We start from the raw sequence: 21,626 nt of genomic DNA on the forward strand, positions 1-21,626 counted from the left end.
AGAAATCGCCAGGCCGCTAACGGTCGGCAGGAAACCAAACTGAACCACACCAGAAATTTGAATAACCTATTAAGCATGAAGAAAATTTTTTTAAGTCTGATAATGCAAGTAATGCTGGGCAGTATGCTGTATGCCAATCCGATCAAAGTAATTCTCGACACCGATATGGATTCTGATATAGACGATGTGGCTGCCCTGGCCATGCTGCATCATTTTGCGGATCTCGGAGAGGTTGAAATATTAGCCACCGTCTCCTGCTCCTCAGACCGGTACTCAGACCAGTTAGTGCATGCCATCAATACCGCTTTTAACCGCCCCGGCATTCTGCTGGGAGCCGCCCGGGCCGATGCACCAAAGCATGCCTGGGCTCTGAAGAGCGAAACGCTCCTAAAAGAGTTTCCTTCTAAGGCAAAACGGAAACAGACCATGCCGGCGGCCGAGCTGTACAGAAAAGTGTTGGCCAGCCAGCCAGACAAAAGCGTGGTGATCATCTCGCTGGGCTATCTGAATAACCTGAAAGATTTATTGCTTTCTTCGGCAGACAAATACAGCCCCCTAACAGGAGCGGAACTGGTTGCAAAAAAGGTGGCATCTTATTACTGCATGGGCGGAACCTACCCCGCCGACACACAAGACAGCTCCATCTACTACGGCAACTTCAGGCCCGACCCGGCTTCTACGGCTTATGTTTCTCAGCACTGGCCTACCCGGCTTGTGTTCACGGGCGGAGGAGACTTTGCAGCTAAACTTAAAAGTGGCAATATTCTGAAGCAACTGCCCCAAAACAACATTGTCCGGAGGGCCTATGAGCTAGCCAAGGGCGATGTTTCCAAAGACTGGTCTCACCACTCAGCCGATGTGATAACCGTTTGGACGGCGGTGCGCGGAACGGCCCCTTATTTTAAGGAGACCACAATGGGTTATAACGAGATAGACCAGTATGGGCGAAATACCTGGAAAACAAACCGGGATCAGCCCAACCACAGTTACATTTCTGATTTAAAAGAAGGAGTTGAGCCGGAACAGGTGATAGAAGCATTTGACGCAGTACTGTCGCGGCTTTCGGTTACAGGTCTGAAATAGGCGGCTTAAGAAAAGACCTTTCGCAGATAATCATACTAGATGCAACGTTTTATTACAATCAAAAAAAGCATGAAGAAATCATCTAAATTAATACTGGTGTTGTTAGTTGGGGTGCTGGGTACTGTCATTGCCTTCGCATTTGGCCAGAAAGCTAAAGTGCCGGTGAAAAGTGCCATGCAAACTGTGCAGACGCACTTAACAAATATGACCCGAACCAACACCGACCTAACCCGCTACCCCCGTTCCACTGCCAAAGACGGAACCCTGGCCACCGTTACATCCGACGACTGGACGAGCGGCTTCTTCCCGGGCTCGCTCTGGTACATGTACGAGTACACCAACGACAAAAAATGGGAAACGCTTGCCCGTGAATGGACTGCCGGCCTTGAGCAGGAGCAGTTCAACAAAACGACCCACGACCTGGGCTTTATGCTCTATTGCAGCTTCGGCAACGGCTACCGCCTCACCAAAGATCCCAAGTACAGAGATATTCTGATTGAAGGCTCCAACTCCCTGATGTCGAGGTTCGACGAAAGAACCGGCGCTATCCGCTCCTGGGACTTTTTTCGGGATGTGTGGCAGTTTCCGGTGATTATAGATAACATGATGAACCTGGAGATGCTGTACTGGGCCTCTAAAGAAACCGGCAATCCGGCTTACGCTAAGGTAGCCACCACGCACGCCATCACAACACTGGAGAACCATTTCCGGCCAGACTACAGCAGCTACCACGTTATTGATTATGATACGCTGAGCGGCAAAGCACGAGCCAAGCAAACCCACCAGGGCCATGCCGACGCCTCTTCCTGGGCCCGTGGACAGGCCTGGGGCCTGTACGGGTTTACGGTTGCCTACCGAGAAACAAAAGATGATCGTTTCCTGAAGCAGGCGCAGGGTATCGCCGATTTCTTTATCAACCACAAAAACCTGCCATCCGACAAAATACCGTACTGGGATTTTGATGCGCCGTCGCGCCCCGACCTGCCACGAGATGCCTCTGCGGCTGCCGTAGCAGCCTCTGGTCTGCTGGAATTAAGCGGCTATTCGGGCGCAAAGGGGGAGGCCTACAAAAAAGCGGCTTCGCAGATGCTGGCCAGTTTAGCCTCGCCTGCCTACCTGGCCAAACCCAATACCAACAACAACTTCGTGCTGATGCACTCCACAGGGCATATGCCAGGTAAGTCAGAGATTGATGTGCCTATAAACTACGCCGACTATTATTTTATTGAAGGCATGGTAAGGTTGGAGCAGATGAACAAAGAAAAAAAGGCGGCTAAGTAAGGCAGTGCAACTGTTGGTTTGGGGTGGCGCCTCAGCAGCAGCAGCAGCAGCAGCAGCAGTGCAACCGTCTGGAGGGCAGTTTCTATTCAAATAATCTGCTGTCAGGCAATTGTTGGAATAAAATTGCCCTTCCGGAGGCAGCTGCATAACATCAGCCGAATAATTGAAACTGGCCTACCGCAGCTTTCTGGTTATAAAAGGCAACTGGAAAATCTAATCCGACAGAGAAAAACTATAGTTAGCATACCATTACCTACAGGCTTAAAAGGTTTCCTGAGCAGGCGCTTTCTGCTAATAGGAATGTCGGAATAAATTAAAAAGTATACTCATTAGGTTGATAATTGCCATTATTTTGGCAGTTCAGGAATGTCTGGTGGCGCAGTATTTTAATGTCATAAAAACAATTAATTCAATACATTTATAAACGAGCCGGTCACGCAGTCAGAAGTAGAACTGGAGCAGCCGGAATGATTAATTCTCACCTACTCATTTGCAAGTTACTATGCACGGAAAAATTCTGGTAGTTGGCAGCTCCAACACTGATATGGTTATTAAAGCCGCGAAATTCCCATTGCCTGGCGAGACGGTGCTGGGGGGGAAGTTCTTCATGAACCCTGGGGGCAAAGGAGCCAACCAGGCTATCTCGGCAGCCCGCCTGGGAGGCAATGTTACTTTTATCGCCAAAGTCGGCAACGATATTTTCGGGCGTCAGGCCCTGCGGCAGTTCCGGCAGGAGTCGATCAACGACAAGTACATAACCATAGATGCCGATCACCCATCGGGTGTTGCCCTTATTAATGTAGACAAGAAAGGCGAAAACCGCATCTCGGTGGCCCCGGGCTCCAACGGGCAGCTCAGGCCTGTAGATATTGAGGCAGCGATGGGGCTGGTGGAGAGTGACACGCTGGTGCTGCTGCAGCTTGAGATCCCGCTGCCGACCGTAGAGCACGTGGTGCGGGAAAGTTACAACAAGGGGCTGCGGGTGCTGCTGAACCCGGCACCGGCTCTAACGTTGCCGCCCGATCTGTTCTCGCACCTCTACCTGATTACGCCAAACGAAAACGAAGCTGAACTGCTGTCAGGAGTCCGGGTAACCGACACGGAAAGCGCACGCCGGGCTGCCAGCAAGCTGCAGGAAAAGGGAGTGCCCAACGTTATCATTACGCTGGGAGCCCGAGGCGCTTACCTCCACACGGCCACTATTTCGGAGCTGATTCCTGCCCCTGAGGTAGAGGCTTTAGACACAACCGCAGCCGGCGACTGCTTTAACGGTGCCCTGGCAGTGGCGCTGGCCGAGGACCAGCCCCTGGCTCAGGCCGTGGCTTTTGCCTGTAAGGCTGCTTCCATTTCTGTTACCCGCCTGGGCGCCCAAACCTCTATTCCTTACCGCAGAGAAGTGGAGGTAGCCACCGTGCTCGATGCAGACAATCAGGCAAGCGTAGTAAGTTCAGCCCCATAGCAGGCCTTGCTGCCAAACCAATATGGAGGCCCGGAAGCAAACGCTGAAAAACTGCAGCAGCAGCAGCAGCAGCAGCAGCTCCGGAAGGCCATTTTTATTTGAATAATCTGGTTGTTGCGTGTTAGCAGGCTGCCCTGGAGATTCGATCAAAATCAACGCAGCCTCTGATTTTAGCTGTAGCAATTTCTGATCCTGGAGCTCCCTTATTCCATACCATTCACCTTATTTGCATAATGAAAAAATCTTTGTTGCCGGTTTTACTTTTAACCACTATCTGCTGCCTGGCTATCGGGAAGCAAAGCTCTTTTGCGCAGAAAAAAGTTAATCAGAGCAGGATTTACCACAAGGGTTGGATTGATTTTAACAAAAACGGCATAAAAGACCTTTTTGAGGACGCCTCACAACCCATTGATAAACGGGTAGAAGACCTGCTCGGGCAAATGACCCTGGAGGAGAAAACAAACCAGTCGGCCACCCTCTACGGTTTTGGCAGAGTATTGAAAGACGAACTCCCAACCCCCGCCTGGAAAAACGAAATCTGGAAAGACGGCATCGCCAACATAGATGAGCACCTCAACAGCCTCGCTTATCATCCGCGGGCGCAGAGCCAGCACTCTTATCCTTTCAGCAAGCATGCCTCTGCCATAAATACCGTGCAGAAATGGTTTGTGGAGGAAACCCGCCTGGGCATTCCGGTTGATTTCACGAATGAGGGTATCCACGGCCTTTGCCACGACAGAGCCACGCCCTTATGCGCGCCCATCGGCATAGGCAGTACCTGGAACAAGAGCCTAGTGCTGCAGGCAGGCCACATTGTTGGCCGCGAGGCAAAAGCGCTGGGTTACACCAATGTGTATGCGCCTATTCTGGACCCCGCCCGCGACCCGCGCTGGGGCCGTGTGGTAGAATGCTATGGCGAAGATCCCTTTCTTATTGCTGAACTGGGCAAGCAAATGGTCACCGGCATCCAAAGCGAAGGAGTCGCCTCCACGCTGAAGCACTACGCCGTGTACAGCGTGCCTAAAGGCGGTCGCGACGGCAATGCCCGCACCGACCCGCATGTGGCGCCCCGCGAAATGCACCAGCTGTATCTCTACCCCTTTAGAAGGGTGGTGCAGGAGGCCAGGCCGCTGGGCATAATGAGCAGTTACAACGACTGGGACGGCATTCCGGTGTCAGGCAGCCACTACTTTTTGCGGGAGCTGCTGCGCGAGCAGTATGGCTTTACCGGTTACGTGGTGTCTGATAGCGAGGCCGTGGAGTTTATTGCCTCTAAACACCGTGTAGCAGCAGATTTTAAAGGAGCAATTGAGCAATCGGTAAATGCGGGGCTTAATGTCTGGACGAATTTCAGAACACCGGAGACTTATATCCGCAACCTGCGTGAATCGGTGAAAGAGGGGAAGGTGCCGATGGAGACGCTGGACCAGAATGTACGGGAGGTGCTACGCGTGAAGTTTCAGCTGGGTTTGTTTGACCAGCCGTACGTGCAGAACCCTAAGCTGGCCGATAAAGTGGTGTATAACCAAGCTGCCGAAGAGTTTGCCCTGCAGCTCAACCGTGAATCGCTGGTGCTGCTGAAAAATACCGACAACACGCTGCCCTTAGACAAAAACAAGAAAAGCAGGATACTGATAACCGGCCCGCTTGCCGCCGAGACAAAATATACGATCAGCAGGTACGGGCCCTCTAACCACCAGAGCATTTCGGTGCTGGATGGCCTGAAGCAGTACCAGTCGGAGCAACTGCAGTTCGATTATGCCAAAGGCTGTGACATCGTAAACGAGGGCTGGCCAAACACAGAGCTGCTGCCTCAGCCCCTGAACCAGAAGGAGCAGCAGCAGATAGCCGAGGCAGTAGCAAAGGCAAAGGAGTCGGATGTGATTATTGCCGTGGTAGGCGAAGACGAGGAGCGGGTTGGCGAGAGCCTGAGCAGAACCAGTTTAGACCTGCCGGGCCATCAGGAGCGGTTGCTGCAGGCGCTGCACGCCACCGGAAAGCCTGTTGTCGTTATCCTGATTAACGGGCGCCCGCTTACCATTAACTGGGCCGATGCACATTTGCCGGCCATTCTGGAGGCCTGGTTCCCCGGCCCATCGGCAGGAAGAGCCATAGCAGAGGCTGTTTTCGGCGACTACAACCCGGGTGGTAAATTACCAGTTACGTTCCCCAAATCAACAGGCCAGCTGGAGCTGAACTTTCCATTCAAACCGGGTTCACATGCCGACCAGCCCTCCTCCGGAGATAACGGTTTTGGGAAAACACGGGTCAATGGCCCCTTGTATCCCTTCGGGCATGGCCTCAGCTATACCACCTTCGAGTATGGCAAGCTCGTGATAAGCCCGGCTAACGAAGGGGCTGCCGGCGAAATGGAGGTGCAGGCATGGGTGAAAAATACCGGCAGCGTGAAAGGCGACGAAGTGGTGCAACTCTACATAAAGGATAAACTGAGCAGCGTTACGACCTACGAAAGCCAGCTGCGCGGATTTGAGCGGGTAATGCTGGCCCCAGGCGAAAGCAAAACCGTCACGTTCCGGCTGCGCCCCGACGATTTATCACTGTACGACCGCAACATGAACTGGGTAGTAGAGCCAGGCGATTTCGAAGTTCGGGTAGGAAGTTCCTCCCAGGACATCAGGCTGAAAGGCGATTTCACCATAACTGAAGAAATATCCAAAGCGATTTTACCAGAATAAAATCAGCAGCAGCAGCGGAAAGCTCCGGAAGGCTGTTTTGATTAGAATAATCTGATGAAGGTGCTGATGGGCTAAAGGGTAAACAGAAGATTCAGCACTTGCCGGATCATAAATTCAGAGGTCTGGAGAGACACACTCAAAAGGCCCTCTTTATGCAAATAGTTTATGGCCGCTTGTGCCTACTTGTATGGCCTGTGCCTGTCGCCGCACCCGAAAAATTTAAATGTAATTAGTTATCCTCCTTATTTAACTTTAGTTGTAATGAAAAAGAACAATTTGCTTTTCCTCCTCCTTGTCCTGCTTGGTTTCTCCTGTGCGTCAGCAGAACAAGAAGGGCAGCAGGGACTGCCGGCCTTACAGGTGTCGGGCAATGTTTTTACGAACAGTACCGGGCAGACCGTAAGGCTGGAGGGCGTGAGTTTTGCCGACCCTGACAAGCTGGAGAGCGAGGGGCAATGGAACCGCGAGTTTTTCCAGGAGGCCAGCAACTGGGGCTGCAACGTAGTGCGGTTTGCCATACACCCGGGTGCGTGGCGCAAGCGTGGCCCCGAGAATTATGTGGCGCTGCTGGACAAGGGCATGCAGTGGGCAACAGAAACCAACATGTATGTTATCCTGGACTGGCACTCTATCGGTAACCTGGTAGAGGGTAAATACCCGTCTGCCAACTATGCCACCACCTGGGAGGAGACGGTCGATTTCTGGAAAATGATGGCGGAAAGATACAAGGGCAATACAACAGCCGCCCTCTTCGAGCTGTATAACGAGCCCACCGCCGACAAAGGCGAATTGTCCTGGGATACCTGGAAACCCGTAATGGAGAAACTTATCTCCGAAATCAAAACCGTTGACGACCAGAAAATATTTCTGGTGGCTGGCATGGATTGGGCTTACCTGCTCGACGAAGTTATTGAGAAGCCGATAGACCATGCCAATGTGGCTTATGTAACGCACCCTTACCCGCAAAAAAGATCGCAGCCTTGGGAGAGCAAGTGGGAGGCAGACTGGGGCAAGGTAGCCGACCATTACCCGATTGTGGCAACTGAGTTTGGTTTTGTGGGCGAAGGGGAGCGTGGGGAGCACATACCCGTTGTCGGCGATGAGGTTTACGCGGAAGCCATCATCAATTATTTCGATAAAAAAGGAGTGTCTTACACGGTTTGGTGTTTCGATCCGTCCTGGTCGCCAGCCATGCTCGAGGACTTTAACTTTACCCCGTCGCGGCAGGGTCGTTTCTTCAAAAAGGTGTTGCAGCGAAATTTGTAATCCGGCTTTCAGCAAGAATCGGGGCAGAAAATGCTTTCCTGAATAAATAAAGAAGCAACTCTTTCCCGGCTATAATTTTTGAATAGCTGACATTATGCTGCCAGCGATGCTTTAAAAGCAGCAGCAGCAGCAGCAGCAGCAATTTGCCTGGAGGTACTATTTGATTAGAATAATTGCGTAACATCAGTTCTTCTGCTCAAATAGTGCCTCCAACGGTTGCTGCCGCATCTTCAGATCCATAAAAATAAACTATTCAGTTATCTAAAAGCGCCAACAGCCCTCTGGCTGCTGCTGCTGCGTAACATCAGTAATAATACCATCTGGTAAAAAGGAGGTTCCATATTTCTTTCGCTAAATAGAGAATACCCTACAGGAGCCACAGGGCAGATGAGGTTGCCCGGTGCACCGATTGACGATTTTTTGTTTGAGCGTTCAGCGAGTGGGGGAAGGGGCCCTCGACAAACAAAATCGTCTTGATTTTTTTGGTTCTTTTTGTATCAAGACAAAAAGAACAAAGACATGGGCAATAAAATAAGCTGCTGCAGCTGTCAAAGCTCAAAGGCGGCTATTCTAACTTAAACTCCTGAACCATTGCCTTAGGCTCTCGCCCACAAGATCCCTCCTGGATGACAAAAGGAGGCTATAGGGTGAGAGTATGGAAGAAGCTAAATACGATTTGATATAAGTATGCCCAGACATTGTTTCACACTTGATTTAAAAGAAGACCCTGCCTTAATTTCGGAGTATGAGCAGCACCACAGCGCCGTATGGCCCGAGATCCTGGAAAGCATACAGGAGGCAGGCATCCGCCAGATGGACATATACCGATGGGGCAACCGCCTGTTTATGATCATGGAGGTAGAAGAAGATTTCAGTTTTGAGCGGAAAAACGAGCTGGATGCCGCCAACCCCAAGGTGCAGGAGTGGGAGAAGCTGATGTGGAAATACCAGCAGGCCTTGCCCGGCACAAAACCCGGAGAAAAGTGGCAGCCGATGGCCAAATTATTCAGCTTAAACGGCTAAGGAGCCTGGCTATAAAATAGTTTAATGATAGAAACGACAGAAAACCTGCTTTAACTCCAAACCAGGGAGCATTCTCTGCTGTTCTCTTAAATTGCTGCCATTAGCTGACAACTATATTAGCACTCCTCCAATTCGATTTTTAGAAAGGTTTAATGCTCTTAAAGCAGCCAGCAAGCCTATCTGCCATAATTTCTAATTTTGAAATTCTAATTTTTAATCTGGCCAAGCACTATTGTCATATCAGAAAAACATGCTTTCAAAACAGTTAAGACAGACGGCCGCCTGGGGCCTAGCCGTCCTTTTCTCAGCCTCTTTCAGCTCCTGCCAGAAAGAAATCACCAGCCAGCCGTTTTTGGTAACGAATAAGCTGGACATAGCACGAACCACCGAAACCGTGGCCATTCCGATTGCCGAAGTGAGCGGGCTGGCCACCAAGTATGGCGCGCAGAACCTGCTGGTAAAAACCGCCGACACCGGTGAGGTGCTGGTGAGCCAGGCGATCGATACTGACGCTGACGGCACAATAGACGAAATCCTGTTCCAGGTAGACATGCAGCCCAACCAGCAAAAGAAGTTTGCCATTGTGGGGGCCGCCGATGCCGACGCCCAGCGCCCCGAAAGTAAGCTAACCACTTATTCGCGCTTCGTGCCCGAACGCACCGACGACTATACCTGGGAAAACGACCGTGTGGCTTTTAGAACCTACGGGCCGGTGGCGCAGCAGCTGGTGGAGCGGAACGAGCAGGGCGGCACCCTGACCAGCGGCATAGACGGTTGGCTGAAGCGTGTGGATTACCCGATCATCAACAAATGGTACCAGAACAACATCGACAGCCCCGGGGCTTACCACAAAGATACCGGCGAAGGTTACGACCCTTACCATGTGGGCCCCAGCCGGGGCATGGGTGGTATCGGGGTATGGGAGAACGACACGCTGCATGTGTCTAAAAACTTTGTCTCGTATAAGACCATTGCCGAGGGACCTATCCGCACAGTGTTCGAGCTCAGGTATGATCTCTGGCAGGCCAGTGGCCGCACCGTGTCCGAGACCAAGCGCATCAGCCTGGACCTGGGCGATAACCTGAGCCGCTACGAAGTGCTCCTGCAAAGCGACCAGCCGCTGCCAAACGCCACTATCGGCATTACGCTGCACGATGCAAAAGGAGAAGTAAAAGCTAACCAGGAGCAGGGCTGGTTCCGCTACTGGGAGCCCATAGACGGATCGGAACTGGGGGTAGGTGTGGTTGTGGATCCGGCAGTGGTGCAGGAGTATTTGGAACACCGAGTGCAGGCGCAAGACCAAAGCCACTTGTTGGTGCTTACTACGCCGCAGCAAAACAAGCTCACCTATTACGCCGGCTTTGGCTGGCTAAAAAGCGGGCAGTTTAGCTCCGCTGCCGAATGGGACGCTTACCTGGCTGACTTCGCCAAACGCATGGCCTCGCCGCTGGAAGTAAAATTTTAGGAAGACTTTTTGTTGTGGTAGCTGAAAACTGCCCCTGATTCGCCTGGCCGTTGTGCTGGTGAATCAGGGGCAGTTTTCTGTTTATGGCCATTTGAAATAAGGAGTTAGCCATTGCCTTAGGCTCTCGCCCACAGGATCCTTGTCAGGATGACAAAATGGGAGAGGCGTGGTGAAAGTATGCCAGGAACTAATAACGATTTGGCAAAGTATCCTACAGCAGCAGCAGCAGCAGCAGCAGCAGCAGCAGCAGCGGAACACGCCGGAGGGCCAAAACCATTCAAATAATTTAGTCCAGGCCTGGCGCTGAAGCTGGAATACTGCCTGCTGCCACCTATCTTACACCACCAGCGCCTTTTTCTCCTCTTCCGTTAATTGCCGGAACCTGAGCACCGCCATGGCCGAAATTAGCAGCAGCAGTGCCGCTACCCAATATACCCAAACCGGAATAGGAACCGGATCTCCGGCTGCGTACGAGTGCAGGCCCGAGAGATAATAGTTAACGCCAAACGAGGTCATGATAATAGAAGAGAAAGCCCACAGGCTGGCCAGGTTGAAGAGGAGTGCGTTTTTGAAGGCCGGGATCAGGCGCAGGTGCAGCACAAAGGCGTACACGATAATGGAGATCAGCGCCCAGGTCTCTTTCGGGTCCCAGGCCCAGTAGCGGCCCCAGCTCTCGTTGGCCCACACGCCACCCAGAAAAGTGCCCACCGTGAGCAGAAACAGGCCAATGGTAATAGACACTTCGTTGACGATATTCAGCTCCTGCATGCTCACCCACCATTTGTTTTTTGGTGCGGCAGGCTTAAATATCATAAGCGCCAGGCTCAGCAAAGCCAGTATGGCGGCCAGCGCCAGCGGGGCATAGCCGCTCACAATGATAGCCACATGTATCTTCAGCCAGTAGGAGTGCAGCACAGGCATCAGGTTTGTGATTTCGGGGTTGAGCCAATCCAGGAAGCCTACAAACAGTAAGGTGCCTGAGAAGAGCAGGCTCAGCGGAACGGTGAATTTCGATTTGCCGGAGAAAAGCAAACCAAACAGGAGCACCCCCCAGGCCACGAACACCAGCATCTCAAAGCCATCGCTCCAGGGCGGGTGTTTGGCAATGTACCACCTGATGCCGAGGTGGAAAGTGAAAACAACAAAACCCAGCCAGCTTAGCACCTTTCCGGCACTCCAGGCGAATTGGATCGGTCTTGCCTCCTTAAATAACATGGTAATGCCAATAATCAGCATAAAAGCGCCTACTAACCAGAAAGGGCCAAAGAGCTTATTGCCAAGGTTGAGGCGGTTGTAGAGCAGTTCGGCCTCGATCAGGTCATCGGACGGGTACACCTTGGTGCCTGCCTTTTGCTGGAACAGGTGCATGTATCCTAAGGCTTCGTCTGCCTCTTTCCAGTTACCTTCTGCAATGCCTTTCTGCAGCCCTGCCAGGTAAAAGGACGTTATGTTACGCACAAACATGGCATCGTCTTCTGCAAAGCCCTGCTGCGATTGCTGGCTTGTAAACCAGGTGTTGTTATCGTCGAGCTTGTTAGGGAAAATCCGCAGAAAATCGCCCGTGATGATGGCATAGAAAATATTGAAGCGCTCATCTGTCTTAAGCAGTTCCTTGTGCCCCTCGTTTCTTTCTGATGGCTTGAGTAAGTTAGCTTCTTCCACGAGTTCGTGGAGGAGGTAGTCGCCATCATCATTTATAAAATCCCTGAAGCTGAGCTTCTCCTGCGGTTCCTGCCCCAAGGCCGCAAAGGCACGGTGCGACTTCTCCTTGTCGATCTTGATAACTGGCAGGTCGCTTAACGTAACCGGGTCCAGTTGCACGGCCAGCAAAAATTGCTCAGAGCTTAGCCTGACCTCACCAGAATCGGTCGGAATATCGATATACGATCGGCCATTCAGCTTCCGGACGATTTCGTTGGCCAGCGTGTTGAGCGGTTTCATGCGGCCGTCGAGGTCCTGTACGATCAGTTTTCCGTAGGCAGAGGCTTTTTCGGCAGGCACGATGGGCAGGTTGACCTGTGCCTGCGCCTGCAACCCGGCAAGGAGGCACAAAGCGATGATGGCAGTGGTCTTAACTTTGGGTGCCGCCGCTTTTTTGCGGATAGTGCCCAGTTTCTTGTTCAGGAGCTGGAAGCGGCTGCCTTTCGCAAACAGGGTGAGGAGCATCCCCAGGGTCAGCAGGAAGTAACCCAGGTAGGTGAGGTAGGTGCCGGGCCTGTCCTGGTTAATGGAAAGAATGGTGCCTTTCTCGTCGGTGTCAAAAGACGACTGGTAGAAACGGTAGCCTTTGTAGTCGAGCACATTGTTCATAAAAATGCGGTACGGGAATTCAGTTTCAGCGTCCTGTACCGTTACTTCGCTGGCGTAGCTGGCCGGGCTCTGGCTGCCCGGGTAACGTTCCAGTTCAAAGGCTCTCAGGTGCAGGCTAAACGGCAAGGTCTCCGCCCGCGGCCCATAGGTAAGGGAGTAGTTTTGCCCGTTGTAGGTAAACGGGTGCCAGGCCGGGTTAAAGCGCACCAGCTTCACATAGGTTTCTGTTACCGGCTGGTCGTGCTGGTCGGTCACTTTCATTTTTACCACACTCGGCAGGTCTTTGGCCAGCTTTTCGTCCTGTTCTCGCTTAAACGTCAGGGTAGCGTCTTCCTTTATCGATTTAACAATAAAGGCACCGCCATCCCACTGGTAGAGCGACCGGAGTTGCAGGGGCTGTGTGGCACCTGCATGCACCACGCCAATTTTCTGGGTGGCCATTTCCATTACCTGCAGGTGCACATCGGTGTGGATCTGCCAGGTACTGTCTGTTTTGAACAGGCGGATAGGGCTTGCGGCCTCTTTGGCAGTTCCCAGCGACACCGTGCCCATGGGCAGGGTGTCGCCTTGGGTAATCAGAAAATCCTCTCTTCCGCCACCAATGGCCATGGCCAGGTCGAAGTAGGTTTCGTTGCCAGGCTCAAACTCCTGGCGTGCACCGGTTATGTAAGCTTCAAAAGTAACCTTAAAGTCCGGCTCGTTGAAACTCGCCTGAATACTCTTTGGTTTGAAATTGTGGCTGATAAGCGTAAGCGGCTGCTCAAAGCGCTTTGGCTGCGCATCGTTCAGTTGCTTTACCTGCAGGTAATGCGCTGTCGTATAAAAAGTGTTTTCGGTGCTTCCCTCTCTTATATGGATGATTCCTTCTTTGCTGAAATATCGGGTAACCCCAGCCCCTAACAAGATCATCACGAAAGCAATATGGAACAGACCCACCGGCCACCTGTTCCGGTGAAACAGTTTGTACTTTCCGATATGGCTCAGAAAGTTAATCCCAAGCCAGAACATGATGATCTCGAACCACCAGGCATCATACACCAATCCTCTTGCCACGGCTGTGCCGTGGTCGTTTTCTATAAAAGTGGCTGCCGCCATAGACACGGCATAGGCAATCAACAACACCAACGTCACCCTGGTCGAAACCAAACTCGCTAAATACTTCATGCTGCTACTGTAGGTAGTTTACTTGTTTCTTGGCTTCGCGGACTTTGCCTTCTTTCAGCCACTTGGGTACTACCTGCTCCAGAAAATCTGCTTTGGCCAGCTTCTCTTTTTCCAGATCAATGCCGATATAGGCCTGCAGGGCCGATTTGCTGTTCAGGTCAGGCATCTCCACGGGTTTGTTGTGGCCTAAAGCTGCCAGCACGCGGGCCAGCTTAATTCTAGTGTCCTGTATAATGGAGGAGCCGGTGTTGATAATACGGCTCGACTCGAGGGGGGCATGGAAGCCGGCACCGTGCGAGGCGGCCACAAAGTCCCAGCGCCACTGGGCATGCCGGATGCCGGTCAGGATGTCTTTCATCTGCGCTTCGGTGGCGCCTAGCTGCCAGGCCTTTTCTGCCTCCAGGTGAGCCATGGCAATTTGCTTCTGCAGTTTCATGGTGCCTTCTTTTACCTTGCCCTGCCGCTCATACACATCCGAAACCAGGTCCGATACTTTTTCGCGGTGGCATACAAAGCAGGAGTTCTCCACATTACTCAGCGGCGAGCCAATGTGGTGGTCGGTAAATTTCTGGCCACCCTCTGTGCGGTACGGCATGTGGCAGTCGGCGCACGATACGCCTCTTTTGGCATGCGCGCCCATCGAGTAAATTTCGTGGTCGGGGTGCTGTGCTTTCAGCATTTTGGCTTTGCTTAAGGGGTGTACCCAGTCGGCAAAATCGATGTTGTCGTAATAGGCCTCCATCGAGTCTACGGTCATGCCGTCTTTCCAGGGGAAGGTCAGGTAATTGGCGCCGGGTTTGTCGGCTATGGTTTTATCGAAGTAGTATTCTACGTGGCACTGGGCGCACACCAGCGAGCGCATCTCCTGGTGGGAGGCCTGGTTTACATCTTTCCCCATGGCCTGAAAGGCCTCGATAAGGGCTGGCCTGGTAATGGTCAGGTTCATGGTTTTAGGGTTGTGGCAGTCGGCACAGCCAATGGGGTTTATTACCTCGCTGCCCAGGTCCGACAGTTTCTGGCTATAAAACTCCGTTACGCCTATCTCGCTCATCAGGCGTGGCACATCGGGGCTTTTGCAGGTCCAGCAGGTGCTGGGCATCACGCCTGCGCCGGGCTCCATGGGCGCGCCAATCCGCACCGAGCTCAACACATCGCGTACGGCATGGTTGTGGCCTCTGGGCTGGTTGTAGCCTTTGCTGAAGGCATAACCGGCCCATAGTATGATCATTTCAGGCTGCTCCTCCAGCGCATCCCTGAATCCGCTGGTGTTGTATTTGCTTTTGAAAGTAGTGTCCTGCGTTTTCTGGTACGATTGGTATTGGCGCGGATAGTTGAGGCCCCAGAGCGTGTCGCGTGGCTCTATGCCCTCAATTTCTACTTTGGGCTGGTAGGCAAATCGTGCCTCTGTTTTTCTATCCATGATGGAGTAGGCCAGCATAGCCAGTAAAAAAACCACTAACACGGTCGTAATAAAGAGTAACCAGTTTTTCATGTTGCTGTTATTTTCGTTGTGCTGCTTGTTTCGTTTTTTCTTCCTGCATCGACTTTTTAAGCCAGGCAGGAATAATTTCTAAGTCGGGTGGGGCATGGGCGCGGATGGGCTCTATCTGGTGACCTACCGACGAGAGGCTTTTGACCCGGCCATGCGGCACTTCGCGGTGGCACTCCCAGCAGGTGCGGTCAGTTCTGGAGGCATGGTGGTCTTCTACAAAAGAGGCCATCTTGGCGTCTGTCACCTGCGAGGTATGGCAGCGGACGCAGTTATCCTGAATCACTTCGATAGAGGGGCCGCGGGCTTTGATTACCTGCGGCTCTGCCCTGATCGTGAAGATGGAGGCATGGTACAGGCCATCCTTGGCTTTAAAATAATACTGGTTAAATATGTTGTTGTGCGGCACGTGGCAATCGTTGCAACTGGCTACTTCCCGGTGGGAACTGTGGTTCCAGGTGATGTATTGGGGCGTCATCAGATGGCAGTTTACGCAGGCCTGCGGATCGTCTGAAAGATAGGAGGCTGCATTGCTGAGTTTCAATACATAAAGGCCTAACCCGAAGAAAGTGGCCACCATCACGATAGCCGCCGGTCTCCATTTTTTGGGTGGGATTAAGTTGTATTTGAAAAGAAACCGCTTCAGCTTGTTGAATTTAGCCATTCGTTAAATTTTAGGGGCCGAAAATGAATTTTAGACTAAAATTTAATGGTATTGGATTGGAATTGTACTCTTTACTACGGGTACAGGTTTCAACCTTTGTGAGGTGCCCAAAAGCTGGCATTCTGTAATGCTATTATTGAATATCGTTTCTGCCACACAGGGCCTGCGACTTAAATTCAGGGATCATAACCTGCATTATCCTGACGAAAACGACCCACGTAGCACGACATTTTATTATGGGTCTAATAGGGGATGCAAATTCCGATTAGCCGTATCGCTATTTATAAATCCTGCCTAAAATCTCCTGGTAAAAGTCAATCATATTTATGTGAAAACAAATGACAACAGTCAGTTGTTTTGTCTCTTTGCGGCGGTATGCCTCACTTTAGCTGCGACTTTAACCACGCCATCGATTCCTGGTTGGTTTCCTCAAATCGCCAGTGGCCCGAAATGGGCGTAATGGCGATGGTTTTGGGAGCTTTTACAGCATTAATGGCGGCATAGACAGAAGTAGGCGGGCAGGTGTTGTCGTTGTAGCCCCAGGAGTAAAAGCCCGGCACTGTTAGCTGCTTTGCGAAATTTACCACATCGTAATAACTGATGGTGTTTAGTTTGGCAGGCGTGTTGGTAGAAGCTTGCTGCCGGGGGCTCAGCAAGTGTGGCCAGCCGCCTGCTCGCCCGTGCAGGTAACCGGTCATGTCAGATAGGGCAGGGTAGAAGGAGGCCAGGGCGATAACTCTTTTGTCGAGCGCGGCTGTGACAATAGCCAGGGCGCCACCCTGGCTCCCGCCGGTAACCAACACGTTTTTCCCGTCGAACTCCGGCAGGCTGCTCAGGAAATCGATGGCCCGCACACAGCCCAGATACACCCGTTTGTAATAGTAATTGTCTTTATCGTCGAGCTTGTTGAGCCAGTAGTCGCCGAAGGCGGTGCTGATGCTTTTGTAGGTACCGGCATCCAGTTCCGGCGACAAACCATGTATTTCGGTGCTGAAACTGATAAAGCCTTGTTCCGCATAACCCGTGTACGGACTCATGGGTTTGATGCCGGCTCCCGGAGGCGAGAAAAGAACGGGGTACTTGCCCGGGGCTTTGGGTGTGCACAGGTAGCCGTAGAGGCGCTGCCCTTTCTGGTAGTTCTGCAGGCTCACCAGGTACACATTTACCGTGGCGGTGGAGTGGGCGGGCAGGTGTGTGAGCACCGGGTCGGCAGGCACTTTGGCGGCCTCGGCTTTTGCCTTCTGCCAGAAATCTGCGAAGTCGGCTGGCAAAGGAATCGTGGGGGCGATCTTTTCGGGTGCATAGCCAACCTTTACCATGTTGCTGTAGGTCTTGCCATTGAGCTCCGTTCTGACCACCAGCTGCCTGAAGCCCGGTTGCCTGCTGGTGCCTAGGTCTATTTTGCCGGTGCCTTTCTTCAGGGTTAGCTGGCCGGTTTTATCGGGTGGCATTAGTTCCGGGCCGACCTCATACCTGATAATGGCATCTTCCCGGGGTACCCCAAACTGCAGGATACTTACCGTTACCGTAGCTTTCTGGCCGGTAAGGTAATTCCAGTCTTTAGCGTCGGGTGTCAGCAGGATATCTACCAGTTTTATGGGAGCAGGCGAGTTTTGAGCAACAGCCTGCGTACAGCATATATAGCAGCACAGGAAAGAAAATATAAAAAAGTTGTATTTCATAGCAATAGAGCTTCTTCTGTCTGGTTAAAGGTATTGGTCGGCCTGGCAAGGCACCGGATTTGTAAATATAGTATTTTTACATTCTATGCCAAACCAAACAAAGGGCAAGTGTTTTTGCAGCAAAAAACCATAGAAAGGTTATAAGATGGCGGGCGGCTCCTGATCTGCATCCAGGGGCTGCCATAGCAGCAGCAGAGGGCCAGAATGGCTCAGGAGGTCACTTTTTATTAGAATAATTGGAGTGCGTATCATATTATGTGGTATTAATATAGTAATCCTACCGTACAGAGTTCCACCTGTCTTAACTGCTGCTTTTTCCAGGGCCCTTATACTTTCTTGTGGTATGGTGGAAGTCTTAGCGCTCACGGCTGGGGAAGGGGCCCTCTCTAAGCGAGGCCCCGTCCCTGGCCATCGGCGCTGTGTTCGCTCCTGCCAGGGGTGCAGGGGCCCCTTTTAGACTCGCTCTCGCGCAGGCTGCCTGCGGCACCGAACCTCTCAAATAGAGGGCCCCTTCCCCCGGCGCCTTAAGCCAGGGACTGGGATTTTTTAGATAGCTTTCGCTAATGCCGGGTAATGGTCAGGGAAGTTAGTAATGGCGATAGCACGAAACACATACTCTATTAAGTAGCCCGGCCTGGCAGGTGGGTAGAAACGGGTGATAACATGGGCTATATTTTGCCTTAGTATTTTACAGGTGAGGATAACGGACATCCTGTAAATTTAGAGAACGAAGCTGCTGGCTGGTTGCAAAAGGCTGGTGCCGGTTCGGCTTTTAAGAGAGCCCCGAATTGTTTTCCCTCATCCTTTTTGCCCTGGTTCTTTAGGTTAATCCGGGTAGGTTCTGTCTTAAGGGATGGCATAAACAGCAGTAAAAACATGAGTAGTATCATCTTTAATTCAGGCAGGTATGAGTTTTTTATGTCCTAAAAAATATTATCTTTACATACACCAATTTTGTAGCTATGAAATGGTCCTTTGTCATTCAGCAAAAATTAAAGATCGCCGGCTTGCTCGGAGGTCTGATAGTGATGGTCCTGCTGGCGAACTTTATGTGGAAAAAGCACATGGGCAGCATGAACAAATCTTTCGCCTCTATTTATAACGATCGCCTGATTCCTGCTACCGACATAGTGTACCTGACGGAGCACTTATACAACAAACGGCTGTTGCTGGAGCACTACCTGCTGGTTACCAAACTGGAGCCGCAAATGGAACTGACAAAGCAGATGCAATGGCACAACCGCCAGGTAGATTCGCTGATAAGCAATTTTGAAAAGACTTATCTCATCGATCAGGAGTCCAGGAGTTTGTCCGGGTTCAAAGCCAAAGTAAAAGAATACAAGGAGGTGGAAGGCGCGATACTGGCCCTAAGCCAGGCCGACAGCAGAGAAGCAGGCCTGGTTATGTTTGAGCATGAAGGGAAGGAAGTGTTTCAGCGCACCATTGCGCACCTGCACGAACTTACCAAGATCCAGTCGGAGGTAGGGAAGGAACTGATGGGGGATTCGGAACATATCATGTCCAGCAGCAGCATTCTGTCGAGCCTGGAGGTAGGGCTGGTCCTGGTAATCGGGCTCATTGTGCAGGTGCTGATTGCTTCCTCCAAGATGGTGAACATGAAAACCAAAAACTTTAACCTGAAGAAATTCAACCTTAATTAGCAAAAAGCTGCACCAGGCCTGAAATTATGGTAGCACCACTGGCTGCCTGGGTTTCCACTTTCGCTGAGATTCATATCCTAAAAAAGGGTGCTTCGGGCGTACTAGTGTGTACTGGATCAGCCTGATCCTGTTCACTATAAATTATGGGAATGAAAACATGCCTCCAGAGCCCCTGTTGCTGCCAAGGGCATGGTCGGCGGCAAGGACTGGGGCTGCTACGATATCATAACTGTCTGACCCAGGATTTTCAGGATTGAAGGAGAAGCAGAATTCCGGATTATTCCAATAAAATTGCCCCTCCGGAGCTCTGCTGCTTATAAAGCTGCACCTCCCAAACTAGTAGCTTTGCTATAATTTAACCAAAAAAGCTCCCGCCTCAGGCTAACCTGAAGTGGGAGCTTTTTTGTAGCTGCAGTTACAACTGGTGGTTTACTCTTTGTTCCAGGTAGGGCTCTGCCAGCCTTTTGGTTGCTGCGGCATGCTGTCCTTAAACCGGATATCGTCCGAGAGGTCACCTTCTATCTTGGTCACCACCTCGTTGCCGGGTACTTTAAACCGTACGTTCTCGAACAGGATGTTGCGCCCGTCGAGAATCTCGATAAGCGAATCCTGGGTTTGTACCTCTATGTTGCGGAAGGTGATGTCTTTGGCATCGCGGGCAATAATGAGGCCTTTGGCATTAACCTGCGCATTCTCGATCAGCAGGTTGGTCATAGGGGTTTCCGGTATGCCTTTGATCTTTACAAAGTGTGCTGCCTGCTCCACAATAATATCGCGGGCGAAGATGTTTTTGTAACTGGGGGTAAGGCGGTTGATCTCTCTGGCAGGCATACGGTCGGCCAGTTCGCCTACGTAGGTTCTGCTGCCGAGCATGTCCCAATGGAAGGCGTCGCCGCGCAGGTTCATCCGGATGCGCTCGTAATGCAGGTTCTCACCGCCTCCGCCTCTTGGCCGGCGTGTTTTAAAGCGAATGCCCACCCCAGTGTCGTCGAACACGCAGTCGTGCACATACAGGTTCCGGATCATGCCGGCCGTTTCGCTGCCAGTGGTAATACCGCCATGTCCTTCGCGTGCCAGGCAAAAACGCACCACCACATTTTCGGTAGGTTTGTTTACCCGCATGCCGTCTTCGGCCCGGCCTGCCTTCATCGTAAAGCAGTCGTCGCCACAGCTCAGGGTGCAGTATTCTATCAGCACATTTCTCGACGATTCAATGTCGATGCCGTCGCCGCGCGGAATGCCAACCGAGTTCACGGTTACGCCTCGTATAATCACACCGTCGCAATACACAGGCACAATGTTCCAGAATGGCGTGTTTTCGAGCGTGATGCCTTCTATGAAAACATCTTTGCAGTTGATGGGCGAAACAAACATGGGCAGAAAGATAAACTCGTCGTTATAGCCTTCGTACACGCGTTCCGACACCGGTTTGTCGTGGGGTACCACTTTTTCAATCACGTCTACCTCCATCACGCGATTTCTCAACTCGGAGTCTTTTGGCGGGCCCACCAGTTTACCTTTGCCGGTAACAGCAATGTTTTCCTGGCCGTTGGCATAAATGCAGGCTCCCAGCGACATGACTTCTATGCCTTCGTTGCGGGTAAACACGGCAGGCCGATAGTCTTTTATCTCCCCACTGAAGTGCAGCTCAGCCCCCTCTTCCAGGTGCAGGTTTACGTTGCTCTTCAGGCTGATGCGGCCTGTTTTCCAGATGCCGGCTGGTACGCGGGCGGTGCCGCCTCCTTTCTGATGCACTTCATCAATGGTGGCCTGTATCTCGGTGGTGGTGATACGGTCTTTTCTGGCTCCCCGCTCTGTTATGCTGATGGTAAGGTCGGGGAAGGTGGGCTTTTTGAACTGGGGCATGTCGAAAGGTGCCGTAACGGGCGCTATCGTGTCCGGCATCATGGCGGCCCCTACCTGGTCGATGGTGGGAACCCGGTCTGCCCAGGAACCGTCGGTAACTGCCGCAGCATCGTCGGCAGTTCTCTCCGTGGTGCCGGAGCATGCCGCTGCCAGCAAGCTGAGCAATAGGAAAGCAAAATGCCTCGTGCCCGAATTGGCTAAACTTTTAAATACAGGTAGTAGTGATGCTCCTGCCCGGGGTGCCTTTTTCATAATGTATAAGTTAAAAATCCGATTGCAAAGTAATGGAGAAACAGCTGTCCTGCTCCTGCGCTAAATAGCAAAACAAGCCAGCCAAAGGGCTGTTAATTCAGTGGCCTTTATGATTTCTGGCTTATGCCGTTGCTAATCGTTGCTGCCGGTTATGCTCTGTCCGTGCTTTCTGTAAGTTAGTGACTGCCAGTGCCAGATTTTGAAAAATCATTTGTTTTAGAGTATTTATATACAAAGAGGCAGCTCCACGGCGATACTTCTCATC

Annotated in this window: 14 protein-coding genes; 8 read left to right on the forward strand and 6 right to left on the reverse strand. The window is 51.8% G+C overall.

The annotated features are described in order from the left end of the window. Positions 1-75 precede the first annotated feature (75 nt). From FJM74_RS07795 to FJM74_RS07815, 5 genes are all read left to right on the forward strand, one after another. Entirely contained in the window at positions 76-1,083 is a 1,008-nt protein-coding gene (locus FJM74_RS07795; RefSeq protein ID WP_187262029.1) for a nucleoside hydrolase, read from the forward strand. A 69-nt stretch (positions 1,084-1,152) separates the two neighbouring features. Then, positions 1,153-2,364, forward strand: a complete 1,212-nt coding sequence (locus tag FJM74_RS07800) for a glycoside hydrolase family 88 protein (RefSeq protein WP_187262030.1) — start codon at positions 1,153-1,155, stop codon at positions 2,362-2,364. Between the two features lie 502 nt (positions 2,365-2,866). Next, positions 2,867-3,823 carry a ribokinase gene (rbsK, locus tag FJM74_RS07805; RefSeq protein WP_187262031.1) on the forward strand — a complete coding sequence of 319 codons (957 nt, stop codon included), beginning with the start codon at positions 2,867-2,869 and terminating at the stop codon, positions 3,821-3,823. A 233-nt stretch (positions 3,824-4,056) separates the two neighbouring features. Further along, on the forward strand, positions 4,057-6,519 hold the full coding sequence (locus FJM74_RS07810; protein WP_187262032.1) for a glycoside hydrolase family 3 C-terminal domain-containing protein: 2,463 nt from the start codon (positions 4,057-4,059) through the stop codon (positions 6,517-6,519). Between the two features lie 261 nt (positions 6,520-6,780). Further along, positions 6,781-7,785 (forward strand): glycoside hydrolase family 5 protein, encoded by a 1,005-nt coding sequence (locus FJM74_RS07815; RefSeq protein ID WP_187262033.1) that lies wholly within the window; start codon positions 6,781-6,783, stop codon positions 7,783-7,785. Here FJM74_RS07815 and FJM74_RS07820 read toward each other — a convergent pair. After that, the gene (locus FJM74_RS07820) at positions 7,757-7,969 is read right to left on the reverse strand and encodes a hypothetical protein (protein WP_187262034.1); all 213 of its coding nucleotides are present in this window, start codon (positions 7,967-7,969) and stop codon (positions 7,757-7,759) included. The two genes, FJM74_RS07815 and FJM74_RS07820, sit on opposite strands and share 29 nt — an antisense overlap. A 503-nt stretch (positions 7,970-8,472) precedes the next feature. Here FJM74_RS07820 and FJM74_RS07825 point away from each other — a divergent pair. Together FJM74_RS07825 and FJM74_RS07830 are read left to right on the forward strand one after the other, a co-directional pair. Next, the gene (locus FJM74_RS07825) at positions 8,473-8,808 is read left to right on the forward strand and encodes an L-rhamnose mutarotase (protein ID WP_194349963.1); all 336 of its coding nucleotides are present in this window, start codon (positions 8,473-8,475) and stop codon (positions 8,806-8,808) included. Between the two features lie 250 nt (positions 8,809-9,058). Next, the gene (locus FJM74_RS07830; protein ID WP_187262035.1) at positions 9,059-10,273 is read left to right on the forward strand and encodes a DUF4861 domain-containing protein; all 1,215 of its coding nucleotides are present in this window, start codon (positions 9,059-9,061) and stop codon (positions 10,271-10,273) included. Positions 10,274-10,609: 336 nt separating this feature from the next. Here the strand turns inward: FJM74_RS07830 and ccsA are convergent, their stop codons facing one another. From ccsA to FJM74_RS07850, 4 genes are all read right to left on the reverse strand, one after another. After that, positions 10,610-13,747: a cytochrome c biogenesis protein CcsA gene (gene ccsA / locus FJM74_RS07835; RefSeq protein ID WP_187262036.1), complete on the reverse strand. Its 3,138-nt coding sequence runs from the start codon at positions 13,745-13,747 to the stop codon at positions 10,610-10,612. A gap of 4 nt (positions 13,748-13,751) precedes the next feature. After that, positions 13,752-15,239, reverse strand: coding sequence for an ammonia-forming cytochrome c nitrite reductase (gene nrfA / locus FJM74_RS07840; RefSeq protein WP_187262037.1), 1,488 nt, complete (start codon positions 15,237-15,239; stop codon positions 13,752-13,754). Positions 15,240-15,246: 7 nt separating this feature from the next. Then, positions 15,247-15,900: a cytochrome c nitrite reductase small subunit gene (nrfH, locus tag FJM74_RS07845; protein WP_187262038.1), complete on the reverse strand. Its 654-nt coding sequence runs from the start codon at positions 15,898-15,900 to the stop codon at positions 15,247-15,249. Between the two features lie 380 nt (positions 15,901-16,280). Continuing rightward, the gene (locus FJM74_RS07850) at positions 16,281-17,582 is read right to left on the reverse strand and encodes an acetylxylan esterase (protein WP_187262039.1); all 1,302 of its coding nucleotides are present in this window, start codon (positions 17,580-17,582) and stop codon (positions 16,281-16,283) included. 962 nt (positions 17,583-18,544) lie between these two features. Here FJM74_RS07850 and FJM74_RS07855 point away from each other — a divergent pair. Then, positions 18,545-19,243: an MCP four helix bundle domain-containing protein gene (locus FJM74_RS07855; protein WP_187262040.1), complete on the forward strand. Its 699-nt coding sequence runs from the start codon at positions 18,545-18,547 to the stop codon at positions 19,241-19,243. Between the two features lie 429 nt (positions 19,244-19,672). On the opposite strand, the gene FJM74_RS07860 is transcribed toward FJM74_RS07855, so the two are convergent. Next, positions 19,673-21,361, reverse strand: a complete 1,689-nt coding sequence (locus FJM74_RS07860; protein ID WP_187262041.1) for a glycoside hydrolase family 28 protein — start codon at positions 21,359-21,361, stop codon at positions 19,673-19,675. Positions 21,362-21,626 lie beyond the last annotated feature (265 nt).

It is taken from the genome of Pontibacter beigongshangensis, from assembly GCF_014332515.1.
GTDB lineage: Bacteria > Bacteroidota > Bacteroidia > Cytophagales > Hymenobacteraceae > Pontibacter > Pontibacter beigongshangensis.